Source organism: Pseudonocardia nematodicida (assembly GCF_040105385.1).
In the GTDB taxonomy this organism is placed as follows: Bacteria; Actinomycetota; Actinomycetes; order Mycobacteriales; family Pseudonocardiaceae; genus Pseudonocardia; species Pseudonocardia nematodicida.
Window position 1 is genome coordinate 424,689 of record NZ_JBEDNQ010000002.1, and the last position, 17,776, is coordinate 442,464.

Genomic DNA, 17,776 nt, shown 5'->3' on the forward strand with positions numbered 1-17,776 from the left:
CCGGGCCGCCACAGGGAGGGTCAGGCTCGCGCGGCGGCCACCGCGACCTGCCCGAGGCTGATGCCGCCGTCGTTGCACGGGACGCGCGAGTGCACCAGCACTCGCAGCCCCCCGGCCTCCAACCGCGACCGCAACAGCTCCAGCAGCAGCTGGTTGGCGAACGCCCCGCCGGACAGCGCCACGGTGTCCCGGCCGTACGCACGCGCCGCCACCACTGCGGCGTCGGCGAGCAGTCCGGCCAGACCGTGATGGAACCGGGCGGCCACGACCGGCACCGGTACGTCGGCGACCAGATCGGCGACGACCGCGCGGATCAGCTCCCCCGCGGCGAGCCGAGCCGGACCCTCGGCGGGAGGACGTGACCCGGGCCCCGGCTCCCCCACCCGGTAACAGTCGCGCACCGAGAGGTCGGCAACGCGTTCGAGCTCGATCGCCGCCTGCCCCTCGTAGGTCACCCGGTCCCGCACCCCGCACAGCGCCGACACCGCGTCGAACAGCCGCCCCGCGCTGCTGGTCACCGGCTGGCGCATCCGCCCGGCCTCGTGCGCGGCGAGCAGGCGCTGGACGTCATTCCACATCGGACCGACCCGGTCCGGCAGCCCGGGAGGCGGAGCGACGCCGGCGGTGCGCAGCCACGACGCCGCCGTCCGCCACGGCTCCCGGATCGCGGTCTCCCCGCCTGGCAGCGGAACCGGCTCGAGGTGCGCGACCCGGGTGAAGCCGGCGACCGACACGTCGAACACCTCGCCACCCCAGAGGGTGCCGTCGGTGCCGTAGCCGGTGCCGTCGCACGCGATCCCGATCACCGGCCCGGCCTCGCCGTGCTCGGCCAGGCACCCGGCCAGGTGCGCGTGGTGGTGCTGCACCCCGACCAGCTCCACCCCGTCGCGGTCGAGCGCCCAGCGCGTCGACAGGTGGTCCGGGTGCAGGTCGTGGGCGACCACACCCGGCTCGACGTCGAGGATCCGGCACAGCTGCGCGATGCCGTCGGTCCAGGCCGCCATCGTCTCGGCGTTCGCGAGGTCGCCGATGTGGTGCGAGACGAAGGCCTCCGCGCCGCGCAGCACGCAGAACGTGTTCTTCAGCTCCGCCCCGCAGCCCAGCACCGGCACCGCGGAGGCGGCGCACAGCACGATCGGCTCCGGGACCCAGCCGCGCGAGCGCCGCACCGGGTACGGGCGACCACGCACGACCCGCAGCACCGAGTCGTCGGCGCGGGTGCGGATCGGCCGGTCGTGGGTGAGGAGCGCGTCGGCGATCGGGGCGAGCCGGGTCGCGGCGTCGTCGTCGCGGTGCGCGATCGGCTCGTCGGAGACGTTGCCGCTGGTCAGCACGATCGGCTCGGCGAGGTCGTGCAGCAGCAGGTGGTGCACGGGTGTGTAGGGCAACATCAGGCCGAGGTGGGTGTCCCCGGGCGCGACGGCCGGGGCGAGGCCGTCGCCCGGCCGGCGAGCGAGCAGCACGATCGGCGCGCGGTGCGACGTCAGCTGGGCGGCCTCGACCTCGTCCACCCGGCACAGCTCCCGGGCCCTCGCGAGGTCGGGCACCATCACGGCGAACGACCGGTCCTCCCGGTGCTTGCGCGCCCGCAGCGCGGCGACGGCGGCACCGTCGCGGGCCCGGGCGGCGAGGTGGTAACCACCCACCCCCTTCACCGCGACGACGGCGCCCGCCCGCAGCGCGTCGGCGGCGGCCGCGACCGGGTCGTCCGGCACGTCGCCGGCCCCGCCGTACCGGCCGTCCGCGATGCCGGTCCACGGCAGACCGGCGCGATGCGTGGCCGGTCCGCGCGCCACTCCGAACGGGTCATGTCCGGCAACCGGGACGCCCGGCAGGGACGCGGCATCGACGAACCGCAACGTGGGTCCGCAGTCCGGGCAGCACACCGGCTGGGCGTGGAACCGCCGGTCGGCCGGATCGTGGTACTCCGCGGCGCAGGCCGCACACATCGCGAAACCGGCCATCGTGGTCATGGCGCGGTCGTAGGGGACGCCGGTGACGATGGTGAACCGGGGTCCGCAGTTGGTGCAGTTGACGAACGGGTGACGGTAGCGGCGGTCGGCCGGGTCGAACAGCTCGGCCAGACAGTCGTCGCAGGTCGCGGTGTCCGGGGAGACCAGCGTCGCGGCGGGCGCGGCGACGCCGGTGCTCGGCACGATCGTGAAGCCGGATCCGCCACGGGGCGCCATGACCGCCGTCTCCACCCCGGACACGGCGGCCAGCGGTGGTGGCCGTTCGCGCAGCGCCCGGACCAGCCCGACCAGCGCGCCCGGCGGGCCCTCGGCCTCGATGAGGACCCCGCGCTCGTCGTTGCCGACCGATCCGGACAGTCCGAACTCGGCGGCGAGGCGGTGCACGAACGGCCGGAAGCCGACGCCCTGCACGATCCCGGTCACCCGCACCGACCAGCGCTGCACGGCCGGGGCGCGCACCGTCACCGCACCCGGCCGATGGCCTCACCGGCGTGCACGAGCAGCCGGTCCCCCACCGCGGCGTCGACGAGCGCGACGCTGACCTCCTCCCGGGTGCCGGCCTCGGTGTCGACCAGCGCGAGCCCCGTGTCGAGCAGGACCGCGACGGTGACCTCGACCGCGGCGTCGGAGCAGGTGATGCACTCCGGCCCCGAGCAGTGCTGCCCGGCGGGCTGCTCAGGGGGCGCCACGGCGCTGTCCCGGGACGGCGGTTCGGTGGACGGCGGCACGGCTCACCTCCCCTACGTCGACGCGGTCGGCCCCGTCGAGCGCGGCGTAGCGGTCGAGGAACTCCTGCAGTGACGCGCACACCTCGGCCAGGTGCAGGACCTGCCCGTCGAGGTGCTCCCGGCCCGCCACCGTCAGGTGGTAGGTGCGCCGCGCCGGCCCGACCGCGGACGCGTGCCACTCGGACCGGACCAGGCCGCACTTCTCCAGCCCGCGCAGCGCGCGGTACACGCTGCCCGCGTCACCGTCGTCGTGCCACGGGTGCAGCCTGCCCGCCAGGCCGTACCCGTGGTCGTCGTGCTCGCGCAGGAGCAGCAGCAGGCACGGCTTCAGGAAGTTCCGTGGTTCCAGCTCGGCCATCTGGCCCCCAGTGGTGGTGGGTGGGGCCCTGACCTCCTCGACTGTGCCAGTGTGTGACCCGCGCCACAAGTCGTCAGGTCGTGGCGGGCTCCGGCGTCCGCTCGGTCTCCGGAGCCGATCCGTCACGGCCCTCGCGGTCGAGCAGCCCCTCCTGCGCGGCGACGATCGTCGGCACGGTGATCTGCCCGGCCACGTTCGTGGCGGTGCGCATCATGTCCAGGATCGGGTCGATCCCGATGATGACGGCGATCCCGACCGCGATGAGCTCCGGCGGCATCCCGACCGCGCCCAGGGTGAGGGTCAGCATCGTGAACCAGCCGGTGGTGCCCGCGGTGGCGAGCGCGCCGAACACGGCGACGGCGATGATCGCCAGGTACTGCCAGATCGCGAGCGGGTAGCCGGTCAGGTGCGCGATGAAGATCGTCGCGAGCGCCGGGTACACGGCGGCGCAGCCGTCCATCTTGGTCGTCGTCGCCAGCGGGACGGCGAACCCGGCGTAGCCGCGGTCCACACCGAGGTCGATCGCGGCCTGCCGGGACAGCGGCAGCGCCGCCCCCGACGAGCGGGACACGAACGCGAACTGCAGCACCGGCCAGGTCACCGAGAAGAACCGGCGCGGGCCCACGCCGGCCACGAACTTCAGCAGCAGCGGGTAGACACCGAACAGGATGATCGCGCACCCCAGGTAGACGGTCGCGATCAGGCTGAACAGCGAGCCGATGAAGTCGCTGCCGTAGGTCGCGAACGCGTTGCCGATCAGGCCGAGCACGCCGATCGGGGCCAGCACGATGATCCAGCCGATGATCCGCAGGACGATCTCGAAGGCGGACCGGGAGAACGCGACGAACGGCTCGGCCGTCGATCCGAGCGCGTAGGCGGCGGCGCCGACGAGCAGGGCGACGAGGACGACCTGGAGCACCTCGCCCTCGGCGAACGCGGAGAACATGTTGTCCGGCAGGAGCCCGGAGAGCAGCCCGTCCCAGGACCCGGCGGTGCGCTCGGCGACGCTCTCGAGGTCGGCCGGGTCGGCGGTGAGCGAGACCCCGGCGCCCGGCCGGCCGATCAGGCCGATCGCGAGCGCGATCAGGACGGCGATCAGCGACGTCCCGGCGAACCAGGCGACGGTGCGCCCGCCGAGCCGGGCGGCGACGCGGCCACCGCCGAGGTCACGCAGGCTGACGATGCCGACCACGATCGCGAGGAAGACCAGCGGGACGACGGTGAGCTGCAGCAGTCCGGTGAACAGGCTGCCGATCGTGTCCAGGACGGACACCAGCCAGTCCTGACCGGTGAGCCGGGCGACGACGCCGAGCAGGGCTCCGAACACCAGGCCGGCGAGGGTGAGGACGGCGAACACGCGCGGCTTCCGCCAGGCGCGCGCCGCACGGACGACGAGTGACATGTGGATTCCTCCGATGGGGAGCAGGGCTTTCAGGACTCGTCAGACCCGACAGCCCGTGCTCACCCGCCGGCACAGGTCGATCACCCGACGCCGGACCAGCAACAGACCTCTCCCCCGCACGGGTTGGTCAACTGGTCGTGACCGGTCGATGTTCCGCGGCGGCACGGGGAAATGTCGGTGGCGTCCGTCATAGTTCGCACATGAGTTCGAACCGAGGAGGGTTCCATGTGCGGGATCTGTCAGGGGAAGTCCCAGTTCGAGTGCGATCCGGAGATGATCGGGCTGATCGAGCGGTACGGCTGGGCGGTGCAGACCGTCTAGGGCAACCGGGTGCATCCGCCGTTCGCCTACACGGTGGGACCGCACCTGCGGGAGCGGTCCGAACTGGTTTTCGCTCGGCCCGCGGGGTGCGGGGCGCCCAGCCGGTGCTCGGTCCCCGCGCGCAGTCGCGTCCCTGGGACGGCTGAGACCACGGCCTGCTCTGCCGGGCACCCGCTATCGAGGGGTGAGCTCGGCGACCGCGGCCCGCTCGGCCTCGTACACGGCTCGCAGTGCGGCGGCGAGGTCGGCGAACAGGGCCGCCTGGTCGGCCGGGGACAGCGGCGGTGCGGAGTCGAGCTCCGCCTGCAGCGCCCACAGCTGCGCGGCGTCGGCGCGGACGTCGCCGGCGTCGCCGTCCGCGACCAGGGTCTGCTGGACCGACGCGGTCAGCTCGCGGATCCTGCCGAACTCGGGGACGTCCGCGGGCAGCGCGGCCTCCGCCACCGTCCGCCAGGCCTGTGCGGCAGCCCGCCAGGCCGTGGCGGCCGCGGACAGGTCGCGGTCGAGCACGACCCCGGCATCGTCGAGGAAGTCCGCGGTGAGGTCCCGCAGGTGCCCGCCGCTCATGCCCGCCGGTGTGACGCCCTCCCACACCGAGGTCAGCGCCCCGACCAGTCCACGGCCGTCGGCGAACACGCTCGGCCATCCCTTCGCCGCCCTCGGGTCCACGACCGTCCTCGCCCACTTCGCCCACGCGGGCAGCGCGAACGAGGCGGACGTGCCGCCGAGCTGCTCGGCGCAGTCGGCGATCCCCGCGAGCACGGCGCGACGGAGCACCTCCTCGGGGACCGGCCCGGTGGGCCGGGGGACGAGGGCGAGGTTCTTGTACGACCCGACCCGGGCGCGGGCGGCCTCGAGCCGCTCGGCCGGCACGGACAGCGGGGCGAGGTTGCGGTCGTCGAGGTGGTAGCGCCCGCCGTCGAACCCGTGCACGACGACGAGGTCGCCGCCCCGCCCGTCGAGCTTCGGCGGGAGGTGCCGGAGGCCGAGCGTGTAGCGGTCGGGCAGCACGATCACCGGCCCGTCGTCGAGGTCGGCACGCAGGCTCCGGGTCGCCCCGGTGGCACCGCCGGTGCGGCGGACCTCGACCGGGATCCCGAGCCGCTCCAGCCCGGCCAGCGGGGCGCGGTCCGGGTACTGCCACCGGGCCCCGAAACCGAGGACGACCACGCGACTGTCGTCGTGGGCGAACTCCCAGAGGATGTAGCCGGCGCCGGGACCGCCGGTGATCCCGAAGACCAACGGCTCCCCGAGGTCGACGCCGTGGTGGGCGAGCACGTTCGCGAGGGCGGCCGACGGCGGGTGGACCCCACCGCGCAGGGAGTAGCCGCCGTCGTGGACGGGCCGTGGTTCACCGGCGATGCGCCGGTGGGCGGTGGTGTAGCTCTCGCCGGTGCGCGCCATCCGGGCGCGGATGCGGGCCTTCAGCTGCTTACGGCTGGTCATGACCGATCTTCCGGGCGGCGTCGGCGGTGAGTCTGCCACAGCGGACCGCAGCCCCCGGTCAGCCGGCGAGGGTGTGTGCGGCGGCGAACGCCGCCGTGCGGGCACGCCCGGTGCGCACGAGGTCGGCGACGATCTCCCCCACCGCCGGCGCGTACTTGAAGCCCTGACCGGAGAACCCGCCGAGCGTCACCACCCGCGGCGACGCCGGGGCGAGCGCGACGACGCCGTGCCGGTCGGCGGTGTAGCCCTCCACGTAGGACTCGGTCCGCACCGGGAGCGCGGCCATCCCGTCGATCCGGGCGGCGACGGCGTTCGACCACGGGTCCGCGTAGCCGGGGGTGACCGTCGGATGATGGGTGCGGGCGTCGGTCACCGGCGGCTGCGGCTGCTGGAAATTGATCTTGATGGTGGCGTGGTCCACGGACGGGAAGAAGGTGAACACCGGGTCGCTGCCGCTGTGCACACCGGGCGGGAAGGTCTCCGGCCCGAACCGCCCCGGCCCGGCGACCGGGAACCAGCTCAGCACGACCCGCCGCTGTTCGACCCGGGCCGGTCCGTCGAGCAGCGGGCGCTCGTGGCCGGTGGCGAGCACCGCGGCGTCGGCGACGGTCTCGCCGTCGACGGTGCGGAGCACCACCTGCCCGCGCCGGTACCCGATGCCCAGCACCCGCACGCCCTCGCGCACGACGGCGCCGCCCCGCCGGGCCTCCGCCACCAGCGCGCGGGTGCACCCCGCGGCGTCGAGCACCCCGCCGCGGGGGTCGAACAGACCCAGCTCACCGGGGCCGGGACGGTGCCCCGGCCACCGCTCCGCCACCGCCTCGGCACGGAACGGCTCGGTCCGCCCGGACAGTGCGACCGACCGCAGCCGGGCGTCGTCCGGCGGGCCGAGGGTGAGCGCACCGCAGGGGGTGAACAGTCCGGGACCGTGCCCGGCGGCGAGATCGGCCCACAGCTCGCGGCTGCGGTCGAGCAGCCGCTCGTAGGGCGCACCGTCGGCGACGGCGGTCCGGAAGATCCGGGTCTCGCCGCCGCCCGACGCCCCGTCCGGATGGCCGACGGTGCCCGACTCCAGCCCCACGCACTCGACCCCGGCCCGGCTCAGCGCCAGCAGCGCCGCGCCGCCCAGCACGCCGAGACCGACGACGGCGCACCGGGTCACGGCCGCTCCGACCAGGTCCGGACGTCCGCGGGCAGCGGGACCCGCGCCGGGTCCCGGGGCAGCCGGCCGGGCCACACCAGGCAGAGCACCGGCGGCGCCCCGACCGCGCGCAGCGCCTCCATCACCGTGACGACGTCGGACGCCCGGGTGCCCGCGGTCTGCACGGCGAGCACCGTGGGACCTCCCTCCCGCACGAGCCGCAGGTCCTCGTGCGAGATCCGGTGCACCCGCAGGGCCCGGATCACCGGCACCGCCGGGTCGACCCGGACGGGCGTCGCCCCCGGGGTGAGGTCGGTGTACTCGCGCCGGTCGCCGACCAGCGCGGCCGCCTTGACCAGTTCCGAGCCGACGTCGCAGGCCGGTTCCCCGGTCAGCTGGACCACGGTGAGCACCGGCGCACCGCGCAGCAGCGACCGGTACGCCGACGCGAGCAGCGGCACCGCGTCCGGGGCGTACCCCGGCTCCAGCACCGGCAGCCCCAGCACCGGCCGCAACCGGTCGGCCGGGGAGGCCTCGGGCAGCAGCCCGCGGGCCCGCCGGACCGCCGGCACCGCGATCGCCACCACGACCGGCACCGCGAGCGCGGCCAGCACGGCGGCCCCGCCGACCCACCAGCCGATCGCGACCTCCGGCGCCACGACGGGCTCCGGACCGGGCACGACGACGGTCGCCTCGCCGGGCTGTCCCCCGCCGGCCCGGGAGACCGCCGCGTCCAGGGCACCGACCTGCTCGCCGAGCGCGGTCACGGCGTCGCCCGCCAGGGCGGAGGACCCGGCCGCATCGGTCCCGGCCGCCCGGACGTCGACCACACCGGGCGTCGGCGCGGTGACGGTGAGGCGCGCGGCGACGTCGGCGGGCGTGGTCCCGGCGAGCTGGGCGACCCGGTCGGTGAACGCGTCCGACGAGGCGGCGCCGAGCGCGCGGGCCGTGGCCGGGCCGGGATCGGCCGTGCCCACGGCGCCGACCTGCACCGACGTCGTCGCGACGGTGGGTGCGGGGAACAGCAGGGCGAGACCGGCGGCCGCCACCGCCGCGGCGAGCGAGAGCCCGACCACCCGGCGGTGCCGGCGCCGGAGCGCGACGGCGGCCGCGCGCAGCGGACCACCGCGCCGGCCGGCCGGGACCGGACCCGGGGGTCCTCCGCTGCGACCGGGACCGATCGGTCCGCCGGGCCCGCCCGGCCCGGGCCGGAACGGCGGGACCGGGCGGGCCGGCAGCCCTTTGGCCGTCCGCGGGACCGGGCCCTCGGGTGCGACCGGGGCGACCCGGGCGCGCGGCGCGGACGGGACGCCGGGGCCCCGCGGACGACGCGGCTCGGGTGTGTCCCCGCCGGCGGGCCCGTGCGCGGGGCCGTACGGGCGTCGGGGCTCGGGCAGCTCGCCACCGCCCGCGTGCCGGGCGAGCGGCCGCGGCACCGGGCTCGGTCGCGGGACGGGCCGGCCGGTGTGCCCGGTACCCGCGGCCGATACGGCGGCTCCGGTCGCGTCGACGGCACCGGGGGACCGGTCGTCGGGCACCGGGGGCTCGGCGGACCCGGTCGAGGCGGTCGCCCGGTCACCGGAACCCCGGTCCTCGGCGACGGAGGACTCGCCGGGCCCGGTCGAGCCGTCCGCCCGGTGGTCACCCGCGGGCCGGTCGCCGGAGCCGGCGGAACGGGTCCCGGCCGTGGACGCCGGCTCCGTCCCGGGCGGAACTGCGCCGTCGTCCCCGGCCGCCGGCTGCTCCGGGTCCGGGCGCGACGGCGGCCGGGACGGGACGAGCGGGGCGCGGACCTGCCTCGTGCGCGCCATCAGAACCGCGCCGCCGGGTGGTCGAGCCCCTCGCCGAGCGATCCCGCGAGCTGGCCCACGGTCATCGCCGCCGCGCCGGGGGCGCCGGCGGCGACGTCGTCGCCGAAGTGCTCCCGCAGCCAGGACGGCCGGTACACCGTGTCCAGATAGCGCTCGCCCAGGTCCGGGGCCAGGGCCACCGCGGTGGTGCCGCGGTCACCGTGCCGGGCCAGCCACGCCGTCGCCCCCGCGACGACGGTGCCGGTCGAGCCGCCGAACAGGAACCCGTGCCGGGCCATCCGGTGGCAGGCCTCCAGCGTGTCCGGCTCGGCGACGTGCACGACGTCGTCGATGTAGGACTCGTCGAGCAGGGCCGGCCGGACGCTGGTGCCCAGGCCCGGGATCAACCGCGGGGTGGGCCGGTCGCCGAAGGTCACCGACCCGACGCTGTCGACCGCGACGACCCGCACCGGTCGCGGCCGCGACCGGAAGTACCGGGCCACCCCCATCAGCGTCCCGGTCGTCCCGGCGCCGACGAAGACCACGTCGAGCTCGGGGAACGCGGCCTCGATCTGCGGGCCGGTGCTGCGCAGGTGCGAGCCCCAGTTCTCCGGGTTGGCGTACTGGTCGAGCCAGACGTAGCGGTCGTCGGACGCGACCAGCGACCGGACCATGGCGATCCGGGTGGCGAGGAACCCGCCGGCGGCGTCCCGCACGTCGACCACGCGGACGTCGGCGCCGAGCGCCTCCATCAGCCGGTGCGTCGCCGGGTTGCAGCGCGGGTCGGTCACGCAGACGAACCGGTACCCGCGACTCGCCGCGATCATCGCGAGCGCCACACCGAGGTTCCCGGACGACGACTCGACCAGTACCGACCACGGATGCAGCCGCCCGGCCCGCTCGGCGGCGGTCACCATGCCGAGCGCGGCCTTGAGCTTCACCGACCCGGCGAAGTTGAAGCCCTCGCACTTGAGGTACAGCGGCGTGTCGACGACCGTGGCGAGATCCACGTACAGGTCGTCGGTGTTGAAGTCTTCGGGGGCGGAGATGACGGTCATCGCAGCCTTCCTGGCAAGTACGTGCGTTGCTCAGCCGTGCCGGCTCAGCTCGTGGAAGAAGTCGTCGACCACGGCCAGATCTCCGGAGCGGGCGACGCGCTCGTGCACGTAGCGCCCGACGGCGAGGTCCAGCACACCCAGGCCGAACGGGGAGAAGACGACGGTGCGCCCGGCCGGGACCGTGAGCGCGCCGCTCAGCACCTGGTCCAGCGTGCCGTCGACGAAGTCCCGGTTCCCGGTCAGTTGTTCGGCCAGGTGCGGCGAGGTGTTCGCCTTGAGGCAGTGGTCGACGTCGTCGAGGACGTTGAAGGACGCGAGCACGATCTCCGGCGAGAGGTCGCGCAGCGACACGTTCAGCACCAGCGGGTGGTGCGAGAACCAGTCCGGGTCGTGCACGTGCGGCTCGCCGGCGACCGTCGCGAACACGATCAGGTCCGACGAGCGCACCAGCGACTCCACCGAGTCGTGCACCGTGACCCGCGCGCCTGGCACGGCGCGCGAGACGTAGCCGCGGAAGCCCTCGGCGGAGTCCTCCGCGAGGTCGAAGACGCCGACCTCGTCGAACGACCAGCCGGTGCCGTCGAGGAACGTGTGGATGTAGCGGGCGATCAGCCCGGTGCCGACGAAGCCGACCCGCCGCGGACGCCCGCGGTCCCGGGACAGCCGGTCGGCCGCCGCGGCCGCGGACGCCGCCGTGCGCGTCGCCGAGATGATCGAGCTCTCCAGGCACGCGTACGGGTAGCCGGTGGCCGGATCGTTGAGGATCAGCACCGCCGACGCGCGCGGGATGCCCTCCGCCACGTTCCCCGGAAAGCTCGAGATCCACTTGATCCCGTCCACACCGGACTCCCCGCCCAGCGACGCCGGCAACGCGATGATCCGCGACGACGGCCGGTCCGGGAACCGCAGGAAGTACGACGGCGGGTTCACCGTCCCGCCGGCGCCGTGCACCCGGTAGGTCTGCTCGACGAGCTCGACGATCTCCTTCTCCCGGCCGGCCAGGGCCCCGGCGACCTGGCCGCCGCCGATCACCGCGAACGGCGGGACCTGGGCGCTCATCGGCCGTCCTCCGGGGCCGGCACCGCGACGCCGTCGGTCATCGCGACCACCACCTCCCGCTTGCCGCTCCACGGATCACGCCCGTGCGCGACCCGCAGGTTGTCGACGACGAGCAGGTCCCCGTCCCGCCACGGCTCGCGGACGGTGTGCCGGTCGTGCGCCGCGTTGATCAGGTCGACGACGTCGGCCGGGATCGGCGAGCCGTCGCCGAACCGGGTCGAGAACGGCAGTCCGTCCGGTCCGTGCATCTCGAGCAGGAACTCGCGGACCTCGGGGTCCATCGCCCACTCGGACAGGAACGCGACCTGGTTGAAGAAGACCTTCTCCCCCGTCACCGGGTGCATCAGCACCGCGTACCGGTGCTGGTGGGTGCGCAGCCCGCCGCCGGGCAGCCACTCGGCCTCGATCGCGTTGGCCCGGCAGTACCACTCGACGTCGGCCCGGTCGCTGGTCCCGAACGCCTGCTCCCAGGAGGAGCCGATCTCGTCGCCGTAGGTGCGGGTGAGCATCCAGCCCTGGTCCTCGAACCGCTCCACCAGCCGGGTCGGCAGGTCGTCGAGCACCCGCGCGGAGTCCGCCAGACCGGTGGCACCGCCGTCGTCCGGGGCGTGCAGGCAGGCGAACAGCAGCGTCGCCGGCGTCTCGAGCACGTAGGACAGCTCGTGGTGGGCGCACATCGGCTGGCGGGCCGGCCACGGCGTGTCGGCGTAGATGCCGTCGGCGATCACGGTGCGCGCGGCGAAGGCCTCCCGCTCCACGTAGCAGCCGGACCCGAGCCGCGCGGCGACGCCGCCGACGTCGGCCACGGTGCGCAGGCCGAGTCCGCGCACCAGCACGGCGCCGTGCTCGTCGACGAGGTCCCGCAGGGCGTCGCCGTGCCGTTCGGCCCACGCCCCGGCGTCCCCGGCGGGCCCGGCGTCGAGCAGCGGCGGCCGGCCGGGGTCACGTCGTACCCCGAGCAGTGATCCGGTCATTTCTCTCCCCCTGTGTGTGTCGTGTCGCCGTGTCGTGTCGGATCGGCCGGCAGCAGGCCGGCGAGATCGGCGAGGACCGGGTTCAGCAGCACGTCGCGGACGGTCACCGCCCGGTCCAGTGCGATCACGAGCTTCACCGCGGACAGCGAGCTGCCTCCCAGCTCGGCGAAGTGGTCGCGCGGCGCGACGGTGCCGGCGGGCAGGTCGAGCACGCGGGCGACGGCGTCGACGACCCGCTGCTCGGCCGGCGAAGGCCCGCCGGTGTCCGGAACGGAGGTGTCCGCAGTGGGCGTGTCCGCGGTGGACGACGCCTGCGCGGCGAGCGCCTTGCGGTCGATCTTCCCGTTCGGGGTGACCGGCAGCGGGTCGAGCCGGTGCACCGCCGGCGGCACCATGTACCCGGGCAGGCGCTCGGCGAGACGGCGCTGTACCTCGGCCTGCTCCGGCCCGTCGCCGGCGTGGAAGGCGACCAGCGCCGGCCCGCCGTGCCGCTCGGCGACGACCACGCACGCGTCGCGGACCCCAGGCACCCGCAGCAGCGCGTTCTCGATCTCGCCGATCTCGATCCGGAAGCCGCGGATCTTGACCTGGTTGTCGCGGCGGCCGAGGAACTCCAGGGCGCCGTCCGGACGCCAGCGGCCGTGATCGCCGCTGCGGTAGAGCCGCTCGCCGGGCCGGTGCGGGTCACTGCCGAACGCCGCGGCGGTGCGGTCCGGGTCGTTGACGTACCCGCGGCCGACGCAGACGCCGGAGAACACGATCTCCCCCGGCGCGCCGAGCGGGACCGGCTGCAGGTCGGCGTCGACGACGTAGACCCGCACGCCCGGCACCGGCGGCCCGAGCGGCACCCGGTCGCCGTCGGGGACCTCGCGGAGCACCGCGTGGTTGGTGTCGTCCGAGGTCTCGGTCAGGCCGTAGGCGTTGACCAGCGGCACCCCGGGCATCGTGGCGAACCAGCGCTCGACCAGCTCGCGCTTGAGCGCCTCGCCGGTCGCCGAGACCATCCGCAGGTCCGGCAGCGGGGTCGGGTGCGACTCGAGGTAGGTCAGCACCACCTCGAGGTAGCTGGGGACCAGCTGAGCGACCTGCACGCGCTGCTCGACCAGCGTGCCGACGAACCGGCGGACGTCGAGGATCGCGTCCTGCTCGACGAGCACCGTCCGGCCACCGACCAACGGCCCGGCCAGCAGCTGCCACAGCGAGATGTCGAAGCACTGCGGTGCGGTCTGGGCGACCACGCAGCCCTCGCCCAGCTCCAGGTCCTCGATCTTGGCGAGCAGGTGGTTGAGCATCCCGGCGTGCTCGCACATGGCGCCCTTCGGCTCGCCGGTGGAGCCGGAGGTGAAGTACAGGTAGGCCAGCGCGTCCGGTCCGATGGCGACGCCCGGGTCGGAGTCGTCCGACGTGGACACGACGGCACCGGCCACCGTCCACACCGTCGTCCCCGGCAGCTCCGCGGCGTCCAGGTTCTCCCGGGTCTCCGACGTGGTCAGCGCCCACCGGCAGCCGGCCCGGGTCAGGGTCCGGGCGATCCGCTCGGCCGGGAAGTGCGGCTCGACCGGCAGGTAGGCGCCGCCGGCCCGTAGCACCGCGACCACGGCGACCAGCCAGTCCAGGTCGCGGTCGGTGACGACCGCGACGACGTCCTCCGGCTCGAGCCCGGCGGCCAGCAGGGTCCGGGCCGCCCGGTTCGCCCGGCGGTCCAGCTCGGCCCGGGTCAGGGTGGCGCCGGCGTGCTCGGCGACGACCTCGTCCGGATGCTGCGCGGCCCGCTCGGCGAGCAGCTCGGGTACCCGCCGGTCGGGCAGCGTCCGCGGCCGGCCGGCGAGCTCGCCGAGCTGGTGGGCGCGCTCCTCAGGCCCGACCAGCGCGGACGGCCGCACCGCGGCGTCCGGGTCGGCGGCGGCCAGGGCCAGCCCGGCCGAGTGGTAACCGGCGACGCGGGCCGCGGACGCGGCGTCGAGGTGGTCGCGCCGGTACCGCAGCCGGAGCCGGTCGCCGGACGCGGTCAGCCGCAGCGGTTCCCGGGACCCGTCCGGGCCGCCGTGCAGGTCCAGCACGGTGCCGAACTCCGGGAGCGGGACGCCGAGCTCGTCGGCGAGCGCGTCCGGGTCGACGCCCGCGTGCGCGCGCAACCCGGCGAGCGCGGTGGCGGCGTCGGTGACCAGCTCGGCCCACGACCCGGTGACGGCCAGCGGTACCGGACGCGGTGCCCCGCCCGCGGCGGCCGGGACGCCCGCGGTCACCCCGGCGTCGCCGGACAGGGCGGCGAGGACCGCGGCGTGCACGGCGAGCAGTACCGCGCCCGGCTCGGTGCCGGTCGCCGACGCCAGGGACGCGATCACGTCGCGGGCCAGCGGCTCGTCGTGCACGGCGGTGCCGCACTCCGGGGCCGCGGTCCAGCGGGGCGCCGGGGTGGCGCCGCCGGTCTGCAGCACCCGCATCCAGTGGGCGCGGGCGTCGGCCTCGGCGGGCCGGATACCGATCGTGCCGGTCATCGGTTCGTCACTCCGTTCACGGAGACGGTGTTCACGGGAGTTCCGGGAGTTCCGGGAGTTCCGGTGTTCACGGAGGTACCCGCGGAGACGGTGTTCGCGGTGGTCCCCGCCGGGGCCGCGTTCGTGGTGGACGCGGCGGTGGTCGCGTTCCCGACGGGGGCCGGGTGCGGACGGGCGGTCGCGCGCGCCGGGTTGCCGCCCCAGTAGGCGCCGGCGGGGACCTCCTCGCCCTTCATGAGGAAGGCGTGGCAGCCGATCCGGGCGCCCTCGCCGAGGACGGCGCCGTAGTGCACGAACGCGCCGACGTCGAGGCAGACCCCGTCGTGGATGCGCACACGGTCGGACTTGAAGGTGCCGTCCTCCTGGGAGTGGCACTGGATCGCCGCACCGGCGTTGAGCACCACGTCGTCGCCGATGGTGATCAGCGTGCGGTCGGTCATCGCGGCGCCGTCGTCGAACACCCGGCGGCCGATCTTCACACCGAGCGCCCGGGAGACGAGGTTCTTGAACGGCGTCCCGGCGAGCATCGCGTCCCAGCCCTGGATCACGAGCTTCCAGTAGCGCTCGTGCCACCAGAAGTACGGGTCGTAGACCGAGGCCAGCCGGGGCCGCAGCGGGCGCCGGATCGTCGCGAGGCGCTCGACCGCGACCGTGAAGACCATGGTGAACACCAGCGCCAGCAGCAGCTGGATCCCGACCGCGACCGGGCCCAGCGGCACCGTGACGTCGGCGACGGCCACGGTCAGCAGGGTGATCCCGAACAGGCTGCCCCAGCGGACCAGCAGGGCCACCCCGATGGTGCGCCGGTTGTAGCGGTTCTTGCGGCGCAGCCGCTCGTGCAGGTCGAACCCGGTCCGCAGGTGGCCGTAGGCGTTGTCCCGGCTGACCGTGCGCGGGATCTCGAACGGCGGCGAGCCGAGCAGGCCGACCCCGGACCGGACCGGACCGTCGGTCGGCACGAGCGTCTTGGTCGCGATGAGGCAGTCGTCGCCGACCCGCGCCCCCGCCGGATACGCGATGCGATTGCCGAGGAAGCTGTTCGCCCCGAGCCGGGTCCGGTTGATCACGAAAGCGGTCGACGAGTAGTCCGCATTCATGATCGAAAGGCCGTCGGCGACCATCGTCCCGGTACCGATCGAGCTCGCGAACGGCGTCTCGTGCTTCACCGCGGTGCCGAAATTCGTCCCGGTCTGCGGCACCAGTCGAAGATCGTAACCGAGACCCTTCAGATAACCGACGATGTACGAGCTGTCACCCAGCAGGTACGTGAAGAGCTTGATGTTGGTGATCCGGAGGATGGTTCGATGCAGCGTGTAACGGATTCCGTACAACGGGTACGTGCGCCCCTCGACCAGACCGAGTGAGAGCAGCCGGGCCAGCAGCATCGACACGACGAGCCCGCCCACGATCCCGGCGAGCATCAGCACGACCGACACCAGGACCACGTCGAGGTAGAACGTGGGCGAGGCGAGCTCCGCGGCGTGGTCGCCGAGGATGCTGGACAGCTGCGGGACCCGGATCAGCGCGGCGTCGATGACCCCGGTGCCCAGCGGCAGCCACACCACCAGCAGCACGAGCAACTGCCCGGCCGCGTAGGTCGTCCGGCGCATCCGGCCGCAGCGGGCCACGGCGTCCGACCCGCCGGGCGCACCCCCGCCCTGCCGCCCCGGCGACCCCCACCACGTCTCGCCGGCCGGGACGTGCTGCCCCTCGTGCAGCGACGACGCGTGCGCCAGCCGTGCGCCGTCGCCGATCGTGACGCCGATGTCGATCACCGTGTTCTCGCCGACCACCACGTCGGACCCGATCGTGACCCGGCCGGTCCGGATGATCCCCGGCTCGGCCCGGTAACAGGCCACCAGCCCGTCCTTGCGCAGCACCGTCCGCGCGCCGACGGTCAGCAGGTCCGGACAGGCCGGGATGGTGCGCGAGAGCATCACCACGCCCGGGCCGATCCGGGCGCCCATCGCCCGCAGGTAGAGCGAGATCAGCGGCGAACCCGGCGCGACCAGCAGCAGCGGGTTCATCCGGGCCAGGATCCTGGCCAGCCAGAACCGGTAGTACCGGAATCCCCACAGCGGGATCTCCTGCTCGGTCCAGCGCCCGACCAGCACCCACTTGGCCACGACCGGCAGTACCGCGAAGACGGTGAAGGCGATCGACACCGCGACCAGCGCCCGCAGGTAGAACGCCCAGAGGTCCGCCCCCTGGGCGATCCACATGTAGGCGTAGCCGAGCATCGTGCCGTAGGCGAGCGTGAACACCACGAACGCCAGCAGCTGGGCCGCCCCGCAGAGCACGTAGGCCCTGGTCGACGCGCGCGGCGCCGGTGCCGGCGCGGGCTCCTCGGGCTCGGCCACCCCGTCCCCGGCCGGCTCCGTGCCGAGCGCCTCCGCCAGCCCGGCCGCGGTGGGGTGGGCGTAGACGTCGGTCATCGCGACGTCCGGCAGGTCGGGACGGCTGCGGACCCGGGCGCAGAACCGGGTCATCGTCATGGAGTCGGCACCGAGGTCGGTGAACAGGTCCGCGTCCGCGGGAACCTCGGCCCCCAGCAGGTCGGCGAGCACCTCCCGGTAGCCGGCCAGCGCCGCGCCCGGCCCGCTCGGCCGGGGGGCTGCCAGCGCGATCGCCAGGTCACGGGCCGTGGGGTGGGCGTAGACGTCGGTCATCGCGACGTGCGGCAGGCCCGGCATCTTCCGGACCCGGGCACAGAAGCGGGCGAGCAGCATCGAATCCGCGCCCGCATCGGTGAAGAAATGATCGTCGGGACCGACCGGCGAACCGGTCATGTCGGTCAGGATCGAACATAATTGATCGACCACGGACAATTCGGCCCGAGAAGCCGAATGCAGCTGCTGTGCACGCACGTACTGTTCCCCCGAAGCAACGTGAAGTGACGCCGCCGTCACCCCCCGGTCGACGAAAAGCCCTTGCTCGAACGGCATCGTGGCACATTTCCCTGCTGTTACGGAAAGCAGTTAGAGGCCACCCTTTCGGCGCAATACGATGGAGTGCCCACGCGTACCGA

The 17,776-nt window shown here is 74.7% G+C and carries 12 protein-coding genes; all 12 read right to left on the reverse strand.

What is annotated here, in order from left to right:
- Positions 1 to 20 precede the first annotated feature (20 nt).
- The gene (gene hypF / locus WIS52_RS06265; RefSeq protein ID WP_349297153.1) at positions 21 to 2,432 is read right to left on the reverse strand and encodes a carbamoyltransferase HypF; all 2,412 of its coding nucleotides are present in this window, start codon (positions 2,430 to 2,432) and stop codon (positions 21 to 23) included.
- Positions 2,433 to 2,434: 2 nt separating this feature from the next.
- Complete coding sequence (locus tag WIS52_RS06270; protein ID WP_349297154.1) at positions 2,435 to 2,662, reverse strand: HypC/HybG/HupF family hydrogenase formation chaperone; 228 nt, start codon at positions 2,660 to 2,662, stop codon at positions 2,435 to 2,437.
- Positions 2,649 to 3,059, reverse strand: coding sequence for a helix-turn-helix transcriptional regulator (locus tag WIS52_RS06275; RefSeq protein WP_349297155.1), 411 nt, complete (start codon positions 3,057 to 3,059; stop codon positions 2,649 to 2,651). Before WIS52_RS06275 ends, WIS52_RS06270 begins: the two co-directional genes overlap by 14 nt.
- A 73-nt stretch (positions 3,060 to 3,132) precedes the next feature.
- Positions 3,133 to 4,461 (reverse strand): dicarboxylate/amino acid:cation symporter, encoded by a 1,329-nt coding sequence (locus tag WIS52_RS06280; RefSeq protein ID WP_349297156.1) that lies wholly within the window; start codon positions 4,459 to 4,461, stop codon positions 3,133 to 3,135.
- A 495-nt stretch (positions 4,462 to 4,956) separates the two neighbouring features.
- Positions 4,957 to 6,228 (reverse strand): BtrH N-terminal domain-containing protein, encoded by a 1,272-nt coding sequence (locus WIS52_RS06285; protein WP_349297157.1) that lies wholly within the window; start codon positions 6,226 to 6,228, stop codon positions 4,957 to 4,959.
- Between the two features lie 58 nt (positions 6,229 to 6,286).
- On the reverse strand, positions 6,287 to 7,390 hold the full coding sequence (locus tag WIS52_RS06290) for an FAD-dependent oxidoreductase (protein ID WP_349297158.1): 1,104 nt from the start codon (positions 7,388 to 7,390) through the stop codon (positions 6,287 to 6,289).
- Positions 7,387 to 9,180 (reverse strand): hypothetical protein, encoded by a 1,794-nt coding sequence (locus WIS52_RS06295; RefSeq protein ID WP_349297159.1) that lies wholly within the window; start codon positions 9,178 to 9,180, stop codon positions 7,387 to 7,389. The genes WIS52_RS06290 and WIS52_RS06295 overlap by 4 nt, the downstream gene beginning before the upstream one ends.
- A complete protein-coding gene (gene sbnA / locus WIS52_RS06300) occupies positions 9,180 to 10,217 on the reverse strand; it encodes a 2,3-diaminopropionate biosynthesis protein SbnA (RefSeq protein WP_349297160.1) in 1,038 nt (345 codons plus the stop codon). Before sbnA ends, WIS52_RS06295 begins: the two co-directional genes overlap by 1 nt.
- Positions 10,218 to 10,247: 30 nt before the next feature.
- Entirely contained in the window at positions 10,248 to 11,276 is a 1,029-nt protein-coding gene (sbnB, locus tag WIS52_RS06305; protein ID WP_349297161.1) for a 2,3-diaminopropionate biosynthesis protein SbnB, read from the reverse strand.
- Positions 11,273 to 12,250, reverse strand: coding sequence for a TauD/TfdA family dioxygenase (locus WIS52_RS06310; protein ID WP_349297162.1), 978 nt, complete (start codon positions 12,248 to 12,250; stop codon positions 11,273 to 11,275). The genes sbnB and WIS52_RS06310 overlap by 4 nt, the downstream gene beginning before the upstream one ends.
- Positions 12,247 to 14,748, reverse strand: coding sequence for a non-ribosomal peptide synthetase (locus WIS52_RS06315; protein WP_349297163.1), 2,502 nt, complete (start codon positions 14,746 to 14,748; stop codon positions 12,247 to 12,249). The genes WIS52_RS06310 and WIS52_RS06315 overlap by 4 nt, the downstream gene beginning before the upstream one ends.
- A complete protein-coding gene (locus WIS52_RS06320; RefSeq protein WP_349297164.1) occupies positions 14,745 to 17,693 on the reverse strand; it encodes a Pls/PosA family non-ribosomal peptide synthetase in 2,949 nt (982 codons plus the stop codon). Before WIS52_RS06320 ends, WIS52_RS06315 begins: the two co-directional genes overlap by 4 nt.
- Positions 17,694 to 17,776: the final 83 nt, after the last annotated feature.